The following is a 23,085-nucleotide window of genomic DNA, read 5'->3' as shown; positions in this document are numbered from 1 at the left end:
ACTACAAGAGAGAGGTAAAAGTTCCGATCATAAAAGACTGCTATCACTATTTGCCGAGTGAAAGATTATTGCTATTTACAAAAAAATAACCCTTCTCCAGTGCTCTTGACTGGAGAAAGGTTATTTTGCAGCGCCTAGGACGAGAATGCGGCCTACGGTGTCAAAAAGTTTGCTTTTTGCAGCAAACGCATAAGCATGACGGTACCTTCCGCCCGGGTAGCGTTTGTTGTCGGGCTAAGCGTCGTAGTCGTTTTGCCCGTAATGATACCCAAATGAATGGCTTGCGCTACGCTCGTTTTGGCATAGGAGCTTACTTTTTTGCGGTCGGAAAAGCTTTGCAAATAGGAATCGGCCGAATTAGGCAGGTTTACGGTCATACCAGCCGTTTTCGCCGCACGCATCATCATCGACGCCATATCTTGGCGCGTAATATAGCTGTTTGGCTTAAAGTTGCTGGCATCCACGCCATTAACGATACCGGCCGAAGCCGCAGCCCCGATATAAGCGCCCATTGCCGTGTTCGAATTGACATCTTTAAACTTGGCTGCAGCAGCGCGGTTTCCGGTTAGGCCGAGCCCTTTTGCAATATAGGTTGCAAATTCGCCTCTCGTAATTGGCTTGTTCGGCTCAAACTTCGACACCGTATGTCCTTCTACGATAAATTTACGCGCCATCATGTGAACCGTATCAGAAGCCCAATGTTTTCCAAGATCATTAAAGCTAGACGTATTTCGAACCAGTGCATACGCGCTGTTGCCTTTGCGTTTAAAAGTGGCGACAGTAGACCCGCCCTCGTTCTTGAAAGTCGTAGGCACGTAAGTGAGCAGTCCGGTCACCGGATCGAGCCATACAACAGAGGTTTGGCTTGTATTCAAAGCCGTTGCTGTTTTTATCGTACGGGAAATGTATCCCGCGAAGTTGTTCAGCTCCTGCTTAGCCGAACCGTTCACAACCTGAACCTCGTAATGAATTGGACCTGCGATAACCGCCGCTTTAGAGTTGTTTAAAGCTGCCGAAAGCGCAGATGTTTTGGACGAAGCTCCCTGGTCGATCGCGATCAACACTTGATTGGAAATGCCGTTGCCGCCAACCGCGCTTGCCAGCTCGGCAAAATTGAGCGCTTTTAACGGAAGCTCGTACGTCGCATTGCCATGCTGAACCGCAAACACAACGTCGCCGCCTTGCTTGGATGCCATCTCCAGCGTAATGACGGAAATCGCCACAATAGCCGCGCGCTCATGATCCGGCACTTTAAATACGATCCTCGGGCTCGTCAGACCGGCGTTCCGTGAAGTCGTCACCGCCGTCATAAAGCGGTCGTTCATGACCGTATAGCGGTTGGCGCTTACTCCTGCGGGCGACGTATCGGACGACATGGTCGCTCCCGAGCTTTTAATAGCGACTCCATTGCCGCCGTCCGCCGCTTCGTAATCGCCCGTCAAAGAATCCAGAAGCGTCGTCTGATTAGCTACGTTCATATTGGAGAAAGTGGCCACCGCTTGACCGTTAGCCGACTTTAAGCCATTTGCGTTTGTAAAATAGGAGATTTCCGCCTTTTCCCCCGTATTGGCCGGTGCAGACAGCGTTAACACTACCGTCGATCCCGAAATTTGTACGCTGGAAACCACTCTTACTGTTTCTTTGACTCGAACCAAAAATAGACTCGGAGCTGGTACGGACGACATATCCAGCGCCCCGCTGAAATTAATAGTCAGCTTGGACCCTTTCAAAATCGCGCCCTGCATAGTGGCCGTACCTCCCGTTCCGCCCCCGTTTCCTCCGGTATTAGCAGTCACATTGGTAAACGATAGAGCGGCGTTTCCGCTATTGTCTCTTACCGTATTGCCTCCGATATAGGATACCGTTATCGTTTGTCCCGCAGCAAAGCTGCCGCTAACCGACAAAAATATGGAATCTCCCGCGATCACAACATTTGTTACCGGCCGAACTTGGCCGTCTGCCAATACGCTGTATTGGAACGATCCGGGAACGCTGGACGCGTTCAACAGCTCGTTATATTTAAGTGTAACTAAAGTTCCGACAGCGGTAATGGATTGAAGAGAAGGAGCCGTTACATCCGGTCCGCCTGTGCCGCCGCCGCTCCCGGTAGCCGGATTGTAATTGCTGAATGAAGCCACTGCATTTCCAGACACACCGTAAATAGGGTAGGTTCCAGATGAATACGAAACAAGAACGACCCCACCGCTCGGTACCGACCCGCTCAGCGTGAGCTGAATAACATTGCCGCTGTGCCAAATGGCGCTAGTGCTATAGTTGCTTCCACTGACATTTACATTAAATTGCGTGTAGCTGTAAGGGCTAGGCGACATTAATGCTTCGCTGAAATTAAGCACAACCGTATTGCCATACACCGTCCCGCTTGTCACGACCGGAGCCTTAGTGGAGAGCCCGTTGGCAATGTCTACTTTTGATAAACTGGCGGCTTGATTGCCCGAAACGTCTTGCACTAATCCGACAGCCGGCTTTGTATAGGATAGCTCTACCTTTTGATTGTAGCTAACAAAATTCGCCAACGTAAGAAGAACCATATTTCCTTCGATTTTTACATCCGTAACGTTGCGAGGAGCTCCCGCTACAGTTACATAGTAGCTTGCCGGCGAAGGCTTAAGATCTGGATTAAGCGGCTCATTGTAAATCAGCTTGATGATCGAACCGCTCACTTCGGACTTGGACACTGTAGGAGCTGCCGTATCTCCGCCTTTCGTCAAGAAAGTCCATTGGTATTGATTGAGAATCCCGATAAAGGCATTTCCGATTAGATCAGTCACTGCGCCTTCGGCAATGTTGATATAGTAGTTCGTATTTGCCGCAAGCGGTGAAGCCGGTTGAATGAGAATACGGCTGTTATTGGCTGTATCCACGTAATATTGAGCGGGAATAGCCGCCGAACCAGAGGTGGTCGGATAAAAAGTAATGCCTTTGGACGGATCTGTTCCTTTTACAATCGGCTTGTTAAAGGTTGCCGTAAACGTTCCGTTGACATCGACAGCGTTAGAACCGTTTGGCGGAGTCAGTCCGCTAAGAGTAGGACGAGCCCCGTCGGAAGTGATGGTAAATTCCCAACCGCCAGTGCCGGATATTCCTGCAAAGAAGTTGCCGGCTCCGTCGCGCAGCGCTCGATTGCCAATGGTGACATAATACTTCGTATTATTCAAAAAAGGCTTTGAGGTATCCACGGAATTAATATAGCTGGTCGCATCAATGATCAACTGCTTGGTGCCGCCTCCCGCTACTCTGGAAGACGTAATGGGAATAGATCGGAACAAGGCGCCGCCAATCGATTGGCGAATTTCTATATTTCCACTGCTAGGGAAAACTTCTTCGTTAAATTTCAGCACAAGATTCGTATTTGTACCTGGGGCTACGCCATAACGTGCCGGAGCATACTCCAATACGGAAGGAGGCGTCGTATCGTATCCGTAACCTGTAGTAAAATTCCAAATCGTTGCAGCTGAAATTCCATAAAACCATTGGCTTGAATTTGGATTTGGCTTTGAAAATGCACCGGCTTGAATTAAAACATAATAGGCCGTATTGGCTGCCAAATCAGAAGGCGGGTTTATCGTCGCCGACTGGCCCGATAGTTGAACCGCTGAGGAAGCTGCATCAATCGTTTGCACGATGACATTATCCGACACACGTCGGATTTCAATCATTTTTCCGGAATTGGCTTGAACCGGCTGATCAAATGTAATCACTAAATTATCCCCGACCGGAACTAACGTGGAGTTGTCCGCAGGATAAAACGGATTGCTTCCTGAAAGATTGACTGGTGCCGACGCTGTAATAAAACTCCAGGATATAGGGTCGAAAGCATTCCCCGAAGCATCTTGAAAATTGTCATATCCAATGGAAACGGTATAAGTCGTATTTGGCAATAAAGCACCGTCAGGAATGACGGTAATTTGCGGCGTGCCGCTGCCTCTTACGCCGCTTGATGTTACGGGTATGTAACGAGTATCGTCATTAGAAGCTAAAACGATTTGTCCGCCCGCCGCATAAACAGGCTCACTGAACGAAATGGAAAGTTGGCTTGTAACAGGATGCGTGCCGCCCTCAGGAGACCTTCCTGTATGGGTTGGTTTGGTCGAATCTTCTGTTGCAACTGTCCTAAAGTTCCAGAATGTAGCGTTTTGAATACCCCCATAAGGGGCATTATTGGAAACGTTCAAAATCGCCCCGGAATCAACAAGCACGTAATAATCTGTATTTAACTCGAACTTATATCCGGTAGAGCTTAAAATTGGATCGATAATCACTTCCCGTTGATCTGAGGAAACACTGACTCTGCCCGAGCCGATATTTAAGGTTTCAATAGGCTGATTGTCCGACGAACGATAGATGACAATATTGGCACTGGAATGTCCTAATCTTACGTTTTCATCAAACGTTATTTTCAAATTCGCCCCAAGCGGCACATTCGTTAAATTGTCGGCAGGATAAAAACCAAGCGCAACAGGTCCCGCTGGGGCTGCCGTCACCGGTAATGTATTTGATCCAAAGGGAAACCCGACCTGAACAATCATCAATATAGCCAAAATCAAAGACAGTTTTCGGATACGATACATGTAGTTCACTCCTCAAAAATACACTCGTACCCTATTTTTCGGTCAGTGAGCATGAAAATTTTAGGGTAATAGACCTTTTTGTGCTTTGATCCACTCCTATGCATGAAAAAACACCGTTGAATTCATTCTAAAAGAACGAATACAACGGTGTTTAAATGACGCTAGCTGCGCCCCAATATTTAGAATTACAGACCCGCTCCGGCTTTCAGAAGCTCGGCTTTGTCAACGTTCTCCCAAGGAAGATCGATGTCTGTACGGCCGAAGTGACCGTAAGCAGCAGTCTTACCATAGATTGGACGACGAAGATCGAGCATTTTGATAATGCCGGCAGGACGAAGATCAAAGTTGTTCGTAATAAGCTCAACCAGCTTCTCTTCCGAAACTTTGCCTGTGCCGTAAGTATCCACATTGATGGATACTGGCTGTGCAACGCCGATTGCATAAGCAAGCTGAATTTCACATTTGTCGGCAAGACCAGCCGCTACGATGTTTTTAGCCACGTAACGCGCCGCGTAAGCTGCGGAACGGTCGACTTTTGTTGGATCCTTGCCGGAGAATGCGCCGCCGCCATGACGCGCGTAGCCGCCGTAGGTGTCAACGATAATTTTGCGGCCGGTAAGACCAGCATCGCCTTGAGGTCCGCCGATAACGAAACGGCCTGTAGGGTTGATAAAGTATTTGGTTTGCTCATCCAGCCACTCCACTGGAACAACCGGTTTAATGACATGTTCCATAATATCTTGCTGGATTTGCTCAAGAGTAGCTTCTTCAGCATGCTGAGTCGAAACAACGATCGTGTCAACACGGACCGGCTTGCCATCCACATACTCAATCGTTACTTGCGTTTTACCGTCTGGACGGAGGTAAGGTAAAGTTTCATCCTTACGTACTTCCGACAAGCGGCGAGCAATTCTGTGGGACAATGCGATTGGCAACGGCATAAGCTCAGGCGTTTCATTTGTAGCGAAACCGAACATCAAGCCTTGGTCGCCCGCGCCGATGTCTTCGTTTTCTTGCTTCATGTCTTTGCCTTCGCGTGTTTCCAGAGCAGCGTTTACGCCTTGGGCGATATCCGCGGATTGCTCGTTTAGCGATGTAAGAACTGCGCATGTGCTGGAGTCAAAACCGTATTTTGCACGAGTGTAGCCGATTTCTTTAATCGTGCGGCGTGCGATCGAAGAGATATCGATAAAATCCGCACGGCTGCTAATTTCGCCGATAACAAGCACTAGGCCTGTTGCTACCGAAACTTCGCACGCTACGCGCGCATTTGGGTCTGCTTCCAAAAATGCATCCAGTACGGCATCCGAGATTTGGTCACAAATCTTATCCGGGTGTCCTTCCGTAACTGACTCAGATGTGAATAAGTGGCGTCCTTTAACCGACATCCGTATCAACCTCCTACTACCTTAATATAGAATAAGATCGATTGTTCTACACAAAAAAATGAACCTTTTCCGCGAAGGAAAAGGCTGTTAGACAACTCTTCTTCTAAAAAGCATGATACATAAAATGTCGCTTAGTGTCAATGGACGTGATTGCTTCCAATTATAGAGAAAATTCCGGCCCCAGCGCTTGCTCCGCCTGCGATACAAGACGACGTGTAATTTCCCCGCCAACGGAACCAGCCTGACGTGTAGATAGAGCGGACCAATGCACATGTCCTCCTCCGCCACCACCTGAAGAAGCTCCCAACTCGCCTGCAAATTCCGTATCTTCCCCAGCCCCGGAATATCCGCCTGTAAATAATCCAAACTCGGCTGCAATTTCGTATTTCAATTGGTTTATCGCTGCTTTGCTTTGCGGAACGATTACTTTGTTGGAACGACTCATAGCTGCAACACCTCCGAAAGAATTAAGAATACATGTTTATTGTGCTTCGCAAGTCATTATCGCAAGCGTATATTCTGTTGGGAACACGTGAAAAATATAGCATTCAATCCGTTTTATCACTATTTCGACTTGGCCGCAGCTTAATAAGAGGTCACCGACATAAAAACAAGCTGTCACGAAATGAATTCGTGCAGCCTGTTTTAAAGAAGAACGCCTTATTTAATTGTGTAGTCGCCTTTTACAAGAACAGTTAAAGGCTTTTTCTCGTCAGGGTGACCCTGAATGCCTCGACCGTCCCGAGGGAACCATATTAAATGGTTAGCGGGTACATCTTTACCGCTTTTGATGTCAGTACCGTCCGTCAAATCCGAAATACCATTGCTATCGGAACTGTAAGCAACTGCTTTTCCTACCCGTACAACGGCTTCAGCGCCAGCAAGAGCAATTAATGTTTTGCCGACCGGCACTTCAACAACTTCAAGAGCGGCAGAGGTTCCTGACCCATTGTTGTTTCCATTGCCGTTGCCGCCACCTGTCGATCCTCCAGCGCCCAATTTAGCCAATTGTTCGTCGACATAACTTTTCGTTACGACGGGATCTTCGATGGAACCTGGCGTTATAGCCGAGTTTGCCTCCGACGGTTTGGCAGTCGCCAATCCTACACAAATTCCAGCCGACACTAACAAAACGGCGCCGATTAGTTTCACAAACTTCTGCTTCACTTCAGTTAACTCCTCTCCATCTCATAGCCTTCTACTAGAATACTAGATTTAGCTACCTATTTCTACTAAGAGGTACTAAGAGGAAGTAGTGAACCATTCCATCTTTTTAGTTGCAATTAGACGCTTATGATTGCTTACTACATCATAAACATTGACAGTATAGTTTTTAAACTGTGGAATATTTACAAATAGATTCGAATCTTCAATAATAATATCTTTTCTCGTGTTTCTTGTTTCTTTTAAATCCTCGCCTAATTTAAACAGAGTTTCATATTGCTTGCCGCCATCGTCAACTATTTCAACAATGACATCTCTTTTCGTTAATTGCTTCTCGGCTGTCGCAAGCTGCTCCAAGCTGTAATCGAAGCTGAATTTAATTCTTCCTTCATCCAAAATGCTAGCTAATACCTTTTTCATGCCAAATGTATAAGGATACAATTCAAGATTTTCAAGCACATTGGATGCTGGGCTTTCTTTGTACTCTAGTTCAATAATAGAAGGATAGATAAAAGAAGTCGGCGTTTCTGTCGGCTTTGCAAAGTTGCCCTCAACTAACCCTTCTCCGATAATAAGCTCAAAGTCGGTATAGCCCACATTTTTAGGGATAATCGCATATGCCGATGTGCTTACTTTGCCATACGGGTTAATTAAATCTTCCGTATTGCTAATGATAGCCGGGAATACCATGCCGGATTTATTGCGGAAATAGCCAACCCAATTGCTGAGCTGATCTACTCGATTTCCTTTGTTCGTCAACTCCAGGTCTACAAGGAACATGCTTGAGCTGCGACCCTCGTATACTTTAACCTTTTTAGCCGTCAGATCCGACTTTTTATCGACGCGCTGTGAGCTGATAACTTGGTCAAAACGATACTTTGCCGGTTGCTTAACGGCATTCATTCCCGAGAAAGAACCGATAGCAATTGTATTTTCTCCAATCTTTTCTCCCACTTCAACCTTAATGGTGGAGAACTGCTGGGTGTAAGGAACTTTTGTCGTGACCAAATATTTAGTCGACTGTCCTTTTCCAATGCTGACCGCATTGCTTGTTTTGATGACTTGAACGTTTCCTTTTAGCTTAACGCCATCCAAGTACACCCCTGCAATTAATTCAGGCACCGGAATATTTTGAGAACTGCTGGAAGCGTTCGCCACTTCAATTTCGGCTTGTATAATGTCTTCGTTATTCCAAGGGTTTCTGTAAATTTTATCAACAGTCACCTTGTAAGCCCCTTGAGTGTTCTTATAGTCCACTTTTGTTGCAAATGGTGTATCTGACTTCACTTGTGTAGATACGCTCACATTATGTTTACCTAGAAGTCTTTTCACATCTTTTTCTTTTACCTTTATAAGTTCATAAATAAATAAAGTGCCTTTTCCTTGCGTTTCCGCGGCAGGAACTTCGACAGACAAATCGAGTTCTTTGCTAATGCCTGGATTAATCGATTTAAACGTAGCTTCCTTAATATCCATTGGATATACAGCACCGCTTGCCGATTTATACTCAAAGGCTAAAGAAGGCAATGGAATGCTCTTTTTCCCTTTGTTAGTCAATTGATAAGCAATGTCCAGACGATTAAGCGTGTTTGTAACGGACGCTGCTGTAATCTCTTTAGGGCTAGTTTCAATGACTTGTGAATTAAAGTTTAATTTCAAAGTCTGCCCTACTTGAACCGTTTCTGTTTGCGTCTTGATCTCATGGCTTACGATCGGAACTCCATATACATAACCCTCTGGCTGGTTGCTCCATACCAAAGCAGCGCCATTTAGCGATACATTAGCCGGTACAGATACTGCAAGAGTCACCTGTTTTTTCCCTTTTGCCGCAACCGTTTCCGTGCTGCCGTCAAATTCAACCGGGTAAACTAGTCCGTTTTTCGTTCTAATTTGAAATTTCGTACCATTCATCTTGATGGACATATTGCCATTGTTGACAACTTCCCATGTAATGGTCAGATGCTGGGCATCACTTTCCGTTGCTAGCAGCGCCTTTGTAAGCTTCGTAGTCAGCAGCTGGTTATTCCAGCTAAACTGCTGTGTTTTTCCGTAGGGCGTAATATTTGCATAGTTTGCCGGTATAGCAACCGACCCTATTTTTCTTTCATAGTTAGGTTTGCTAAAATCCCATTTCACCACTTCAACTAAAATATCCGATAATTTTGTTGCGTTATCTACTTCTGCGTAATATGTAAAGTCACGATTGGCTTTCGCCGGGACTAGTTCTTTGACATTAGCGTCCATAGCCTTCATTTTGTACGTCGATCCATTTTTATTCTTCACTTTGTACCAGTAATCCAATAAACTAATTGATTTATTGTCACCGTTGTACACGGTTACTGTAAATACAAAAGCTTTGCCCTTATCGCCTTCCACAATATCGACATTCTTTAATTTCAAATATGTATGGCTTGTTAGGTATAAGGCTTTAAACTTCGTTGGTACAAAATGAGCAGATTGTACAGCTGGTGCCGCATGCACGTTCTGAACGGGAATGGCGACTGAAGTAAAAATAAAAGAACCGATCACTACACTAGCCGCAATACGTCTTAACATTTTTTTCGCTCCTTTTAGAGATTGATATAATTAAGACGCTAGTTGCCCTTATAAAGTTTCACTAATAAAAAAAACCCTTTGGCATTATGCCAAAGGGTTTTTCGTTAGTTCAATAGTTATTATTGAACTGTAACTTCTACTACAGTAGATTGCGAACCGGAAGATACGTTCACTTTCCAAGTACCAGCAGCGTTGAAGTTAACTGCATCAGTACCTTGAGGAACAACAGATACTACGCCATCTTTGTTAGTTACAAAGATTGCAACTGTAGGACCTTGTGTGCCAGTTGCGTTAGCAACAACACCATATTGGTCTTTCACTTCAAACCAAAGTGTACCGTTTTTAGTCAATACATTTACAGATCCTTGAGCAACTGTTACTTTAGTTACCGCGTCATCAGTTTTCTTAGCAGTGATAGATGCAACAACTGGAGCTGCTTTGGAAATTGTAAGGTCAGCAGTTTGTACGATTACATCGCCATTTTGTTTAGCGAGGAATACGTTAACTTTAGTAGCGCCTTCTTTGTCAGCTACAGCTGCTACTTTCCACGTACCGCCAGTGGAGTTGTTAACAGTTAGGATAGATGGGTCAGCAGCAGTAGCTTGTTGAATCACATTGGATTTAAGAGCTACTTTTGCACCGCTGGAATCTTTACCTACTACTTTAATTTCTTTAGCATAAGCGCTAGAAGTCAAACCAGCAGCTTTAGCAGCGATAGTACCCAAAGCTTCGATCTCGTAAGTCAAAGCAGCGTCAGACTTAACGGATGCCAAGTCGATTGTTGCAGTGTCAAGAAGACCTGCAGTTACAGCGTTGTTGTTTACATAAGCAGTAGCGTTTGCAGCTGTGTCAAACAACTTGAAGGAAACTTTAGTTGCTTTGTCATGATCAGCAGCAGTCAATACGATGCCTGTGTCTTTAACTGCAGTGATGGAGTAAGTGGAATCAACTACAGCACCAAAGTTAGCATTGTCTACTTCAAGAACTACAACAGCGTCAGCTCCAGCGTTGTAAGCATTGCCGTATTGATCAGTGAAAGTACCTTTCAGCGTGATCGATGCGTCTTTAACAGCTTTAGTTACGTCAGAAGTAACGTTAACAGTAGCTGCGTATTTCGCGTCAACAACAGTCAGCGAAATGCTGGAGTTGTTGGAGTTTGTTTTGATTGTTACAAGAAGAAGTGCAGTGCTCTTAGATCCGTTAGCAGGGCTAGTTACTTGAACGTAAGCTTTGTCGCCGTCTCTAACGATAGTACCAACATTGAATACGCCTGTGTTACCGGAAGTGATAACTAGCTCAGTTTGTCTGTCAACGATTTCTTGAGCAGTCAAAGCGTTGCCGTATTGATCGTTAGCTTGGATCTCAACTTTGAAGTTTGCTTGGCCAAGACCAAATTGGTCAGCAGGAGCAACCAAAGTTACAGCGTTGATGCTTTTTCCACCGTTAACGTCGAACTCAACTTTGCTGGATTTACCAGTAGCGTTCACGATAACTTGGATAGCAAGCTTTTTAGGGCCGCTGAATGCAGCGATGTCGAATTGCAATTTCTTCTTGTCAGAAGTCAAAGCAATGTTTGTTACTTCGTCGCTCTTGATGAAAGTCAAACCAGTAAGATCAGCAGCAGCAAGGTCAACAACGTTGCCGTATTGGTCTTTAGCTACGTAAGGAAGTTTGATTGCTGTTTTGCCAGCCTCAAGAGTTTTGCCAGCTTCAACTTCTGGAGCGCTCAAAGTTACTTCGCCAACATGCTTAGCAAGTTGAACAGTAACAGCTTTCGAAGCAGATTTAGCAAACTTAAGGTCAACTACAGTCAGGTTCAAAGCAGTAGTAGTGTTAGGAACAAGATTAATTACTACTTTACCGCCTGTTGTAGGCTCAACAACAGTACCAACAGAAGTAGTAGCTTTAATGTTGCCAGCTACGCCATTGCTAACTTCTTCGCCATATTGGTTAAGAAGCTTGTAAGCCACTTCTACAGTGTTAGTTGCTGCAAGAACACCTGTACGGTAGCCATTGTCTTCAATGGATACAGTCTCGATGCGCTCAGCAGCAACAGTGAATTTAGCTGCGTCTTTGCCAGCCGCAAGGCCAAGGCCGCTAACAGTTACAGTGTAATCGCCAGCTGGAAGAGCAATTGTGGATTCAAGAGTTGCAACTGTTTTAGCTGCGTCGAAAGATGCTTTAACGTTAACTACAGCGTTGCCTCTTTTCAGAGCGAAAACAGCTTTAGCTGTGTCAACTGGACCGTTGAATTTAACTTCAACTTTTTTAGCGCCAACAGCAGCTGCAGAGGAAACTCCGTCAGCAACTTTGATCAGACCAAGAACTTGAGCAAGAGTTTTGCCAGTACCTGGAACTTCAGTGTTAAGAGCAGTTACAAGTGCAGTGTACGTGTCGCCACGTTTAGGAATAGCGTTGAAGTCAGTTTTGTCGTCTGCAAGCTTCAAAGCTTTAGCTTTTGCAGGAACGTCTTCGTACTTAACTTCTTTGTCGAATACGCGGATAACGAAAGTGTAGAAATCTTGGTTTTTCAGCTCGTCGCCGAAACCGAATTTAGTTGCGCTTTTGCCAGTAGTAAGGCCTTTAGCAACAGCCCAAGAGATGTAACCATCGTAGTTTTTGTCTTTTACGTCTGTGAACTTGTGGGATTTAGCAGTAGCTTTAGCAGCTGCCTCTTCACCAAGAAGACGGGACAAAAGAACGATGATGTCTTGACGTTTCCAAGTTTGGTCTTCTTTAAGGTCGCCGTCAGCGTTTCCTTTAATAACACCCAACTCGTTCAAAATTTGGCCAGCAGTTTTTTGTTCTGCGGCAGATACAACAGTTGCGAACATGGAGAATACCATTGCGATCGCAACCAACAAGGATAAACTTTTCTTCATAACCTTTTTTTCTCCTCCTCTAAATTGCTTCGGTTGTTGAGAGTTTTGTTTGGATAATAAATTGCTCGTTTCCCTCATAGCCGATTCACCCCCTTCCCAGAGTAGAGCAGTAATTGGTATAAATAATGTCTACGTTCATGATCAACCCTATGTAATCTCATGTCGTAGAAACTTGTAAACCATGAAAGAATAGATGCTAGACTAGCTGCATCACTATAACATTATACAATGGGCTAATGCTACCGTAAAGAGGAACTTGAGAATTCATTCCATTTGCAGCCTTCCTTGCGAAAGCGTCATGTATATAAACGCCGGTCGTGCAGAAAAGTTGCGATTATGTATGAAAAAAATTCTGAGGGTTCTCTCATTTATTTTACGGGCTAGGTACACTGTTAGTATAGCTTGTCTATCATCTAATCGTCGATGCAAAAGTTTTTCCATGGATAATGTTACACTGGTAAGTCTTGCACTTCTCTAAGCCCCTTTGTCGGGGTCATATAAAGAACGATCTCGCACAGAAAAGAGGCCGCAATTTGCGGCCCCTATCTTGTCCCGTAATTTAGTTATAAATCGGCGGAAGCTTCTTCATGTCATTCATAACTCTTCCCATAATGATAGCGGCGTCGCTGCGAAGCAGTCTGGCCTTCGGCAGGAAGACAGAGCCCTCTTTAGGATTGGTTGGATTAATCAATTGACCTTGAATAAACTTTTTCTTCTCTATGGCTAATATAGCCGGGATGGAATAGTGGTCGAAGCTGCCGGAATCTTTAAAGATTTTGTCCAGCGCCTTTTTCGCTTTTACTCCGTCTGTTTCCATTTTGAGATCGAGTGCTCTTGCCAGCATTACCGATGCATCCTGACGGGATAACTCTACGTCTTCGTCAAAGAAGCCCGGTCTTGTGCCTCGCACTATACCCGCTCTTGCCGCAGTTTCAATATAACGGTAGTCGTAAATCGCGTTTGCGTTGTTCGCATTTGTAATCGTCTCAGGGTAATACGTAAAGTGAAGGTCTCCACCATAGTTTAATGGCAAATCCAACGCCCTTACGATCATGCGAGAAAATTCGCCGCGCGTCACGAAACGGTCTGCTCCAAATACGCCTACCGGATCTACAGCATTCATAACGCCTTTGGCATAGATAGCTTCCATCGCTTCGCGAGCATATGGATGATCGGTAATATCGTTGAAACCTCTTGTCATTTTGGCTGCTACGTAATAACCGAACTTAGTAAACGGAACCGTAATGGTCCGTTTCTTCTGGTCAACTACGCCGCCGATGTTTTCCCATGTGCTGTTGTACGGATCAAAGCGGAACACCGTAATCGTAGTTCCTGCTGCTTCCGCTACATTAGCATCATAAGTCAGTGTCAATTCGCCCGGTTTCGACGGAACGAGCTGACGGTCGAACTGATTCCAGCGTTTTGCAAAGCTATCCAAATACTTGCCCGCCACGTTAGGGAACGGGAATGGATCAAGTCCTGATTTAATTGGATCAAACTGTGGCGATGAAGGATCCGGATTATCCGCGAGACCCGCATCGATCCAGAACAATGGACTTGCTTTAATATATTGTCTAGCTAGGTCTTGGAATCGGTAGCCTATATGCAGATTGCCTTCCGCCTGGCTGTTTGCGGAATAGTTCGGCGGTTGGCTCTCAAACATATGACGGTTGATAATGCCATCGTTTGGATTGGCTACAGCAAATAAAATATCATTTCCATTATAGACTTGCGTAGACTGGTTGTTCGACGAATTATAATTCGGACGAACAAGCTGCGTGCCTCTTGCAAAATCGAGCTGCAGCACGTTGTCGTACATTTTGTGCGAAGACTTCATCGTCTCAAGCTTCTGCGCGCCCGGAATAGTGGCAGGCACATATTTAACCGTCAACTCTTGCTTAATCGTATCTTCGCCACGCGTTATCGTGAATGGGATTTTGGTTTCCCTATTTTCACGCAAGTCTTTGACCACCGCTTTAAACGCGTCGATATACGTAGCTATGCCGCCTACATATTCAATGAACTTGACAGGCTCCGCTTGTGTCTTCCCAATAATGATTGTGTCAGCGCCTGGGGAAGTAATGATGACCTCAACAAAGTTTTGGTTCATTATGCGCTCTTCCGCAAGCGGCGATTTGATCGTATAAGGAATGGAAACCGGATTGATTTCAAGTCGGTAAGTTGCTCTCGGTCCAGCCTCGCCTGCATTAAATACAGTAATGACATATACTTGCGAGCTTCCGTCAATCGGCATGGATTGGTTTTTGATAATGAAAGAGAAATTTTGATTCGTTACATCATATTGAAATACAACTGTAGCGTCCTGGGTCGATGGATTGCTTCCAGTGGATTGCCGGTTAAACGGAGTTGTCTCATACCCCGCAAGCGGCGCTCCATCCTTCATCGGCCAAAACTCCTTGCTCAGATCCCACTTAACAGAGGTCTTCCAGTTCGGTGAAGAAATCGAAACGATATAATTGTTTTTATCTTGCAGAGAGCCATGTCCTGCTGTAAAACTCGTATCCGTACCTAAATCCACAAAGTCGAAAGTGCCGTACACATTGTAGGACGCTTCTTTAGTCGTAAAGATCGTTCCTTGTTTTACAAAGTTCGGATCGTTCGGCAACGGCTTGTTTGCTCCGCTGGAATAAGGATATACCCCATCCGTATTCGGTGCCGGAATAACCGGGAGGTTTGTCGGAACGATACTGAACTTCATTGTGTTCTCATAAACGTTGTTACCGGAACGGAATACGATTTTGATCGTGTTGTCTCCAGCTTTGTTCAATACATTAACGATGCGGTTTCTTGCTGCCGCCTTATCCGTAGCATTCGTGCTGTCGATATCTTTAGGCTTGAACTTCGTAATTGTCCCATTCTGCTCCAAAGGAATCTCGACATTATTTAAGTATAAAAATACTGATTGATTAAGCGTAGATCCGCTGACTGTAGTATTTTCGTAGCGAATATCGTTTGTATTCGTCACGTTTAGCAATTGGCCTGCCAAATTGCCAAGCGAGGAAAGCAAATTGTCCGAGTTCCCTCTTACGGTATCAAACTCCACCTTCATTCCGTCTACGAGAGAATCAAACTTGGCATGCGGCCCGTATAAAAGCTTCGCAATTGCTTTTTTCGTCTCTTGCGACGCAACCGATCCTCCACGGTTTAATTGGAACGTAATTTCGTTTGTCCCTGTACGCGGAAGCTGGTCTAATACTATGAACGTTCTTAGGAAAGGCACAGACTCGTTATTAATGGTCAGGTAGACCACTTCCGTTAATGAAGGCTGAGTTCCTGTTCCCGGTCCCTGAACTTGTCTGAAATTCGATCCCGTATCAGCCTGAGCCTTGCCATTCACCTTAAACAAGTCGTTGTTGCCGCCTGTAATTGCCGTATAGTTCCCTATCAGAACCTCAACGGCCATCGGCATCGAGTAGACGTTTACCCCATCTGCTGGAATGTCCATTCCTTGCAAACCCAAAACTTGAGAGCTGTTTGTGCTCGGGGTAACCATGGAATTGTCAAATCCCGAAAGATAATTGATATCGTAAATATAAGATAAACTACTGTTGCGGATCGTAAAAGAATACCAGTTCGAGAAGCCAAACACTTTATCGTTTGGCGCTTTGAAACGGACACGATTGCTGGCATCAAACGTAAACGCCGGCAGATCATAAGTAAAATTGACCGTAACAAATTTGTTGGAAGAGTCAATGGAATAAGTGACGCTGCCGCTGTTCACAGGAATCGTTACAGCTGCACCGCCGTTTATTTGAGCTTCCAAAGAGAGCAGTCCAGCAAGCGTGCCAGGGAAAGCGGGGTCGCTAGGCTGTACGATCGTTTGCTGATTGTTAGTATTAGAATCATTCAATGTCCGAATCGGGAGAGGCACAATAGCCGATCCTTTTAGTTTGACGTAGCCAGCTGCATTGCTTCCAGTCAAAAAGTCGACGTTGTTTTCCAACTTGGCCGATTTAGGCGAAGCAGCCGAATCCGTAATGTTTAGATTATAAAACGTTACTTCACCGTTATAATACGCCACTTCGCGCGTCGTTTCGATGATTTGTCCATTGTTGTAGACCTTAAATGTAATGTTGTTCATCCCTTTGTCGATCGTAAGCTGCGATGTGCTGAATCTGCTGTCGCTTGAGGAAGAAGATACATTAAAGTCATAACTGCGTCCGTTAATGAGCACCGTTACCTTCGTTGCATTAGGAGCTTTACCCGTAATGACAATAGTGCCTTGGTTTTGTACTTGTGTATTTGTGGAATAGAGCATAGTCGGACCCGACTCCTGCATGTCATATTCCCTATTTTCAAAATTGACTTTTAGATCGTAAAGCATCGGGCTGTTTCGGTATTCCACGTAAATGGACTCGCTCACTTCAGAAGTGCCCGCAATCCCCTTAAATGTGATCTTATTGATGCCTGGGAATAAAATAATTCCGCTAACGTTAATTTTGTTGTCGTTAGTCGTGCTGATTCCCGTACTAATCTCTTGCGTAGTGTTGAGAACCGCGCCAGACGATGTCACTTGCTTGACATTGTAGCTGATTGAAGCACCGTTCACCCCATTGATCGTTCCTTGAAGACCGATAGTCGGTGTAGAAACGATTCTTGCGCTAGCGATGGTGTCATGTTCGTTAGGGAACAAAAAATAAGATCCTGCGGCATCCGCCTTTTGGGGTGCCATGTAGCTCGGCAGTATGCCAATGATTAGCGCAAAGGTCAGTAATAAAGCTAACGCTCTTTTCAAAACAGTGTTCCTCCTTTATGTAGATCAGGTTCTTAAGCTGCGTACGTCATTTAATTCGGTAAACTGGCAATGACTTCTCGAGAAAGGGCTTTTTCGCCGCGAAAGCAGTTGATGAAAATGAAGTGGCTTATAAACGTTCCTCCCTTATCCCTTTAGTCAGGTTTTTACTCCTTAATTGGACGCACTGACCGAAGAATAGTACTGTATTTCTAATATCGGCGGGGCAGTGCCGGATGTTTAGACAAGCTGCCAATTTACCCCCGTATTTAGACGAAAATGACTGCTGCCCGGCAGCAGGGAGAACTCGTTTAGAAACGGCATAAAAAAACCCGCATCCATGAAGGATACGGGGTTATTTGAGATAAGTCCGTTATTTGCCGCGAGTCTGCTGAGTGTCAACCTTAGCCACTCGTACCAGCCCAATCCGAGCTAGGAAGTTAATGAGTGGACGGCGTGTCTTGTCGACAATGCCGGTAAGCTCTGCTCCAATCTGGAGTAAAAACATCAGCAAACAGATAACCGCAAATGTAATCCAGTTGGCTGCGGTCGATTGTACGACGGCCGATTGAACAATGGCCAAGATGCCGAACACAGCGGCAACGCCCCAAATGATGAGTACGGTGCGGCGATGGCTGAAGCCGAGGTCGCGCAGGCGATGATGCAGATGGCCTCTATCCGGTGCAAAAATCGGCTTTTTGTTCACCCAGCGGCGAACGATAGCAAAGAAAGTATCAGAAAGCGGAACGCCGATAATTAACAGTGGAGTTACGAACGATACGATTGTGACTTGCTTGAATCCAAGCATCGACAACGTTGCTAAGCTAAAGCCCAGAAACAGCGAGCCTGAATCGCCCATAAAAATTTTGGCCGGATGGAAGTTGAACACCAGAAACCCGACAATGCCGCCCAGCAGCAGCGTACTTAGCAAAATAACCGGCTGGAAGCCCATCAGCGAAGCCATCACGACAATCGTAGCGATCGCAATGCCGGATACGCCGGCCGCAAGTCCATCTAGCCCGTCGATCAAATTGATCGCATTCGTCACACCGACAATCCACAAGATTGTCAGCGGGATGCCGATCCATTGCGCGATCGGCTGCATGGAATCGCCAAACGGAATGTTCAGAAGATCGATGCGTACATCAAATCCGAAAACAACGACACACGCCGCAGCAAGCTGGCCAAGCAGCTTCACTTTAGCCGATAGTTCAAAGCGATCGTCCAAAGCGCCAAGAATAATGATGATCGTACCGCCGACAAGCAGCGCGTTGATCATATTCACATCCCTTGGGCGAAGCAGCCCTTCCGGAATGAACGGCGAGACGGCAAGAAACGCACCGACAAAAGCAATGTAAATAGCGAGTCCGCCAAGACGAGGCATGATGCGCGTATGTACTTTCCGGTGGTTCGGCTTGTCGATAGCTCCGATTTTAAACGCAAATTTCTTTACGAGCGGAGTCATCACAAGAGCAAGTGCAAGAGCGATAATAAATCCCAAAGTATACAAAAAGCCAACTGGCATACGTACAACTCTCCTTTTCTGAAAACATAAGCAGCTTTAGCCCATGAGCCATACTCTGCTTATATTTCACCGGGAAACGTTCGCTTATGCGGCTAACTCCCGCACTTCGCCGTTCCGTTTGCTCCGAAGTGAATTATACTCCGATCGAAAAAGAAATACCAACTCCGTTTTTACCCAATTTTCATGAAAAAAACGACATTATTGCGCCTCTGGACGAGGTTTTGTCACGTTTTCTTTGTTGCGAAGCACTTTCACTACGAATTTCGGCAGCGCAAGCATTCTTTTGTACCTGGACGGCTCTTGAAGAAGCCTGTAAAGCCACTCCAGCTTCAGCTTTTGAAAAGCGATTGGAGCACGCTTAAGCTTGCCTGAAATAACGTCAAAACTGCCCCCGACGCCCATAATAAAAGGTACACCGAGACGCTCTTTGTACTCCGCGTTCCAGTCTTCCTTCTCCATTCCTCTCGCCACAAACAGCAAATGGGGCTTCTTGTTTCGGATTTCTTCTATAATGGCCTCATCATCGCCGGGGCCAAAAAATCCGTTTCGGCATCCCACAATTTTGGCTTGAGGATATTGGAGCTGAAGCTTCTCCGCAGCCGCTTCGATAATTTCCTGAGATGTCCCAAGCAAATAAACCGACCATCTATGCTTCTCGCCTTGCTCCATAAGACGGTGCATCAGGTCAAAGCCGGTCACGCGCTCCTTCAAGGGGCTTCCGCCGACCTTGGCTGCCCATACGACACCCGATCCGTCTGGAACAATCATATCGGCTTTGCTCATCACATTCGCAAACTTCGGATTGTTCAAAGCTTCCATTACCATAATGGGGTTAGCTGTAATGACATGTGTCAGACGGCCTTCCTCAATCTCATCTGTTAAATATCCCACCGTCTCGTCCATGCTTAGTTTGGAGAACGGTATGCCGAAAATCGGCACGGTTGCTAGTTGTTTCGTCATGAGGAAATCACCTCGGTTTATATTGACGCAGCAATCTTACGATTTGTTGCGCGGGGTTTTGAGCCTGCTGTTTAAGCTCCGCGATAGCGGGACCGTAGCGGGAGCGCCACTCTTCAGGAGCGTCCAGGAGAGCGGTAGCCGCGTCCGCAAACGCTTCTGCGTCCAGCGACTCCGTAGAGCCGATAGCCGTCAGGCCGAGCCGGTTCAGGAACTGATCGATTTTGGGATCGTACGACAGCCCCAGAAGCGGAACCTGCTGGTTGGCCGCATAAATGAGCGCATGAAGGCGCATGCCCAGCAGCGCATCGCAGCGGCTGACCTCCAACAGCATAGCTTGGGGGTCATCGCCGGGGGCGGCCAGCTCGGCGGAGCTTCCTTCGCCCAGCCGGCCGCTAAGCCGTTCCATCACTGCTTCCGACGTTACCCGGTCGGAAGGCGTGTGGAACGGCAGGAAGCGCAGCCGAACCGGCCTGCGCTTCGACAGCGCAGCAAGCGCCTCGGCGGCGCGCGCCATATCGGCGCCGTCCTCGCGCCAGCTGCGCAGCGAGACGCCGACAATCGGCGGCGTCTCTGCCGTGCGCAGCGCCGCTGCCGACGTGCCCTCCGGCAGCGGCAGCCCCATTACCGGATCGGGGACAACCTCGATCCGGTTAAGCGGCACGCCGATCCGCCCAAGCAAAGCGGCGGATTCGGCATCCCTCACGGACACATACTTGCTCCCGTTCATCGCGCTGCGAATCAAAGGATCCATGGAGCGGCGATTGACCGGACCAATCCCTTGCGCGTATGCGAAGGTCGGTTTGCCGAGCCACTGGGCCAGTTTCATAACTCCAACGTAATACGGAATCGTTTTTGCGCTGGTGACATCCTGAAGCAGGCTTCCCCCTCCGCTAATCAAGCCGTCGCAGCTCCGCAGCACCCGCAGCAGATCGCCCGGCCTCATCCGATGTGCCGATTCCACACCGTACATCGAAGTCGTCCATTCGGGATCGACGCTAAGCACAACTGGCTGCACGGTCACTCCCTGCGCCTTTCCTTCTTCTTCAAGCGCTAGAAGGATAGAACGCAGAACGGCCTCGTCGCCGCTGTTGCGGAAACCGTAATATCCGGATATTGCTACGCGGTATACTTGCGAACGATTGGTGCTGCCCATTTACGCCAAACCCCTTCCAAAACAATCCACGCGCCGATGAAAATAGCGCCAATGACTAGTCCCGCGCCCAAACCGAGCAGAGTGCGGATAATCGAAATGTACAACGGTGTATGAATATGGGTAAACGTGCTGACCATCGTTAGCTGGCCAAGCGTTCCCACAATAATCAGTACCCATGCCGCGCGATATCGAATCGCAAGGAACAGCCCGAGAAGAAGCGGCGGATGGCCGAGCATAAACTCTTTGAATCTTGGACGTACGCCAAACGTCGATTCCAGCCAGTTGCGAACGATCATTTCCACCCAAGTGACTTGGCCGGAGTTGCCTGTACGCGACAAATAATAAAAGCCAACCGCTCCAAGCACGACCGCAACGACCACCCACGCCACCCGAATCGGTTCGCGGAGCAGCCCCACAGCGCGATTGATGACGCTGCGGCTGTTGCCATTGCCTTGGTAAAGGAACACGTAAACCGCTACAAGCGCAATCGGCGCAAGGTGAAGAACGCTAACTCCCCGGAACTGCTGCAGAACAAGGCTGTACGTAATGTTGTTCAGCAGACCGAAAACAAGAGGAACGGCCGTCAACGTAATTAAAGTCGCTACAAGAAACCAGTTCAGCGCCATACCGATGCGCCGGCCGATTGGCAAGCTTGGGAATACCCACTGCGTCCGGCCTTCCGATTCCGAAGAAGAAGCGCCTCCGACGTTCCAGTCTCCTCCGCCGACCATGCGGCGCTCACCGATCGTTCTGGCATAAATGCGGTTCATAACCCAAATCATGGCCAGCGTTGGACCGCTCACTGCCGCTCCAAGCGCAAGAGCTTGTTCCAAAAGCGCGCTGTTCAGAACAAACAAACCTGCACTGCCGATCAGTCCAATGACAAAGACAGGGATCGCCATAAAAGAAATAAACGCGCTAACAAGCAGAGTAATCAGGGCAATCGCTCCAAGCGCTACTACAGCGCGAAGCGGCTTTTCCCATGAGGCTTTCTCCACCGTAAACGGCTTGGCTACTCCCACAGGGAAGCCTTCTTCATTTAACTTGTGAACAATGCCGGTTTCGCCTCTCATCGCTTCAGCCAGCTTGTCAATCGTATCGGTAATCATGCCTTTATCGGAGTCCCCCTGAACTTCTGTGTTCAAGAAAAACATCCGGATATTGCGGTCTTTCGCCGCGAGCAAAAATCGGTCGGCAATAGCATTCGGATCCATACCAACACTGTCGCTCGGCGACTGAGAGTAGAGCCTTACCACATTATAATCTGTCAAATAAGCAAGTTTATGAAAACCTTGTTGCGGCTTTTTTAAATTTTCGATGGCAACAAGACCGAATTCATGCTGATTCAAAAGCTCGGCAAAGCTGTCAAGGCTATGCGTCTCCGATTGATTCGAAGCGCCTTTTGTTTTGTCTCCGTCAAACAGAAGACGGTTTACGCCAAATGCTTTGAGGCGCTCCAGTTGAGCGGAAACGGCAACGGAATCATAAGGAGTAACACGGTCGGACATTCGCGGCAAGATTCTAAATCCTGCGTCCTTCAGCTGCTCTAAGCTCATTGGATCGAAATCGAGCGTTTTCAGCAAGGCGGCCGACGATGCTTCTTCCAAAATAAGGCCATTGCGTCCTTCAAACGTCCATTCGCGATACCCGATGCCTATTCTGTCGTATGCAGCGCGGAGAACAGGACCGATTTTCTCCTCTTCTTCCTCACCTTTAAACAAAACGTACGTATGGTTCACGCGCTCATTCGGGAGTTTCCCTTGAAGAAGCGCAACTTCCTTCTCATTGAAATAGGTTAATCTTCCCGCTTGAACAAGCTCCCTCAGAGAGCTTTCGTAAACGGCCATAGTGGTAATGCCGGCTTCTTTCAGAAGCTGAAGCTTTTCGTCCAAAAACTGCTCCGGGCGAGCCTGCAGCTCCGACACTTCAATTAGATCCCTATAATCAAATACGTATTCAACGGCTTTCGAAGACCGCTCCATCGCCATGCGCTGAGCGCCTAGCGGCAATGCCGCCACAACGCCGATCAGGGTGATGACCCATAACCAAATTTTTGCTTGCCGATTCCAACGCTGCCAACGCATTAGCACCCGTAATCCCCCGTTTCGCTCTTCT

Annotated in this window: 11 protein-coding genes; all 11 read right to left on the bottom strand. The window is 47.0% G+C overall.

Annotation, left to right across the window (positions count from 1 at the left end; all coding sequences use genetic code 11):
• Positions 1 to 152 precede the first annotated feature (152 nt).
• The 11 genes from ACFQZE_RS21780 to ACFQZE_RS21730 all read right to left on the bottom strand — a co-directional run bounded on the left by ACFQZE_RS21780 (position 153) and on the right by ACFQZE_RS21730 (position 23,054).
• Positions 153 to 4,589 (bottom strand): Ig-like domain-containing protein, encoded by a 4,437-nt coding sequence (locus ACFQZE_RS21780; protein WP_379361033.1) that lies wholly within the window; start codon positions 4,587 to 4,589, stop codon positions 153 to 155.
• 185 nt (positions 4,590 to 4,774) lie between these two features.
• Positions 4,775 to 5,977: a methionine adenosyltransferase gene (metK, locus tag ACFQZE_RS21775; protein WP_379361031.1), complete on the bottom strand. Its 1,203-nt coding sequence runs from the start codon at positions 5,975 to 5,977 to the stop codon at positions 4,775 to 4,777.
• 160 nt (positions 5,978 to 6,137) lie between these two features.
• A complete protein-coding gene (locus ACFQZE_RS21770) occupies positions 6,138 to 6,422 on the bottom strand; it encodes an alpha/beta-type small acid-soluble spore protein (RefSeq protein WP_379361029.1) in 285 nt (94 codons plus the stop codon).
• Positions 6,423 to 6,637: 215 nt separating this feature from the next.
• Positions 6,638 to 7,144 carry a hypothetical protein gene (locus tag ACFQZE_RS21765; RefSeq protein ID WP_379361027.1) on the bottom strand — a complete coding sequence of 169 codons (507 nt, stop codon included), beginning with the start codon at positions 7,142 to 7,144 and terminating at the stop codon, positions 6,638 to 6,640.
• Between the two features lie 75 nt (positions 7,145 to 7,219).
• Positions 7,220 to 9,697: a hypothetical protein gene (locus ACFQZE_RS21760; RefSeq protein ID WP_379361025.1), complete on the bottom strand. Its 2,478-nt coding sequence runs from the start codon at positions 9,695 to 9,697 to the stop codon at positions 7,220 to 7,222.
• 119 nt (positions 9,698 to 9,816) lie between these two features.
• Positions 9,817 to 12,657, bottom strand: a complete 2,841-nt coding sequence (locus ACFQZE_RS21755) for a hypothetical protein (RefSeq protein WP_379361023.1) — start codon at positions 12,655 to 12,657, stop codon at positions 9,817 to 9,819.
• A 481-nt stretch (positions 12,658 to 13,138) separates the two neighbouring features.
• The gene (locus tag ACFQZE_RS21750; protein WP_379361021.1) at positions 13,139 to 17,335 is read right to left on the bottom strand and encodes an S-layer homology domain-containing protein; all 4,197 of its coding nucleotides are present in this window, start codon (positions 17,333 to 17,335) and stop codon (positions 13,139 to 13,141) included.
• A gap of 370 nt (positions 17,336 to 17,705) precedes the next feature.
• Positions 17,706 to 18,857: a glycosyltransferase family 4 protein gene (locus tag ACFQZE_RS21745; RefSeq protein ID WP_379361019.1), complete on the bottom strand. Its 1,152-nt coding sequence runs from the start codon at positions 18,855 to 18,857 to the stop codon at positions 17,706 to 17,708.
• Positions 18,858 to 19,055: 198 nt separating this feature from the next.
• The gene (locus ACFQZE_RS21740; RefSeq protein ID WP_379361017.1) at positions 19,056 to 19,817 is read right to left on the bottom strand and encodes a WecB/TagA/CpsF family glycosyltransferase; all 762 of its coding nucleotides are present in this window, start codon (positions 19,815 to 19,817) and stop codon (positions 19,056 to 19,058) included.
• Between the two features lie 7 nt (positions 19,818 to 19,824).
• Positions 19,825 to 20,970: a polysaccharide pyruvyl transferase CsaB gene (csaB, locus tag ACFQZE_RS21735; protein WP_379361015.1), complete on the bottom strand. Its 1,146-nt coding sequence runs from the start codon at positions 20,968 to 20,970 to the stop codon at positions 19,825 to 19,827.
• A complete protein-coding gene (locus ACFQZE_RS21730; protein WP_379361152.1) occupies positions 20,934 to 23,054 on the bottom strand; it encodes a DUF5693 family protein in 2,121 nt (706 codons plus the stop codon). The genes csaB and ACFQZE_RS21730 overlap by 37 nt, the downstream gene beginning before the upstream one ends.
• Positions 23,055 to 23,085 lie beyond the last annotated feature (31 nt).

Source organism: Paenibacillus sp. GCM10027627, assembly GCF_042675505.1.
Lineage (GTDB): Bacteria > Bacillota > Bacilli > Paenibacillales > Paenibacillaceae > Pristimantibacillus.
The sequence above is the reverse complement of the archived record's forward strand: the minus strand, read 5'-3'. Positions and strand labels throughout refer to the sequence as shown.

What these genes read in the sequence shown, in the direction of transcription:
- ACFQZE_RS21745 (WP_379361019.1), bottom strand. Translation starts at nt 18,857, where the DNA reads ATGCCAGTTGGCTTTTTGTATACTTTGGGATTTATTATCGCTCTTGCA.
- ACFQZE_RS21755 (WP_379361023.1), bottom strand. Translation starts at nt 12,657, where the DNA reads ATGAGGGAAACGAGCAATTTATTATCCAAACAAAACTCTCAACAACCG.
- ACFQZE_RS21780 (WP_379361033.1), bottom strand. Translation starts at nt 4,589, where the DNA reads ATGTATCGTATCCGAAAACTGTCTTTGATTTTGGCTATATTGATGATT.
- metK (WP_379361031.1), bottom strand. Translation starts at nt 5,977, where the DNA reads ATGTCGGTTAAAGGACGCCACTTATTCACATCTGAGTCAGTTACGGAA.
- ACFQZE_RS21740 (WP_379361017.1), bottom strand. Translation starts at nt 19,817, where the DNA reads ATGACGAAACAACTAGCAACCGTGCCGATTTTCGGCATACCGTTCTCC.
- ACFQZE_RS21760 (WP_379361025.1), bottom strand. Translation starts at nt 9,697, where the DNA reads ATGTTAAGACGTATTGCGGCTAGTGTAGTGATCGGTTCTTTTATTTTT.
- csaB (WP_379361015.1), bottom strand. Translation starts at nt 20,970, where the DNA reads ATGGGCAGCACCAATCGTTCGCAAGTATACCGCGTAGCAATATCCGGA.
- ACFQZE_RS21730 (WP_379361152.1), bottom strand. Translation starts at nt 23,054, where the DNA reads ATGCGTTGGCAGCGTTGGAATCGGCAAGCAAAAATTTGGTTATGGGTC.
- ACFQZE_RS21770 (WP_379361029.1), bottom strand. Translation starts at nt 6,422, where the DNA reads ATGAGTCGTTCCAACAAAGTAATCGTTCCGCAAAGCAAAGCAGCGATA.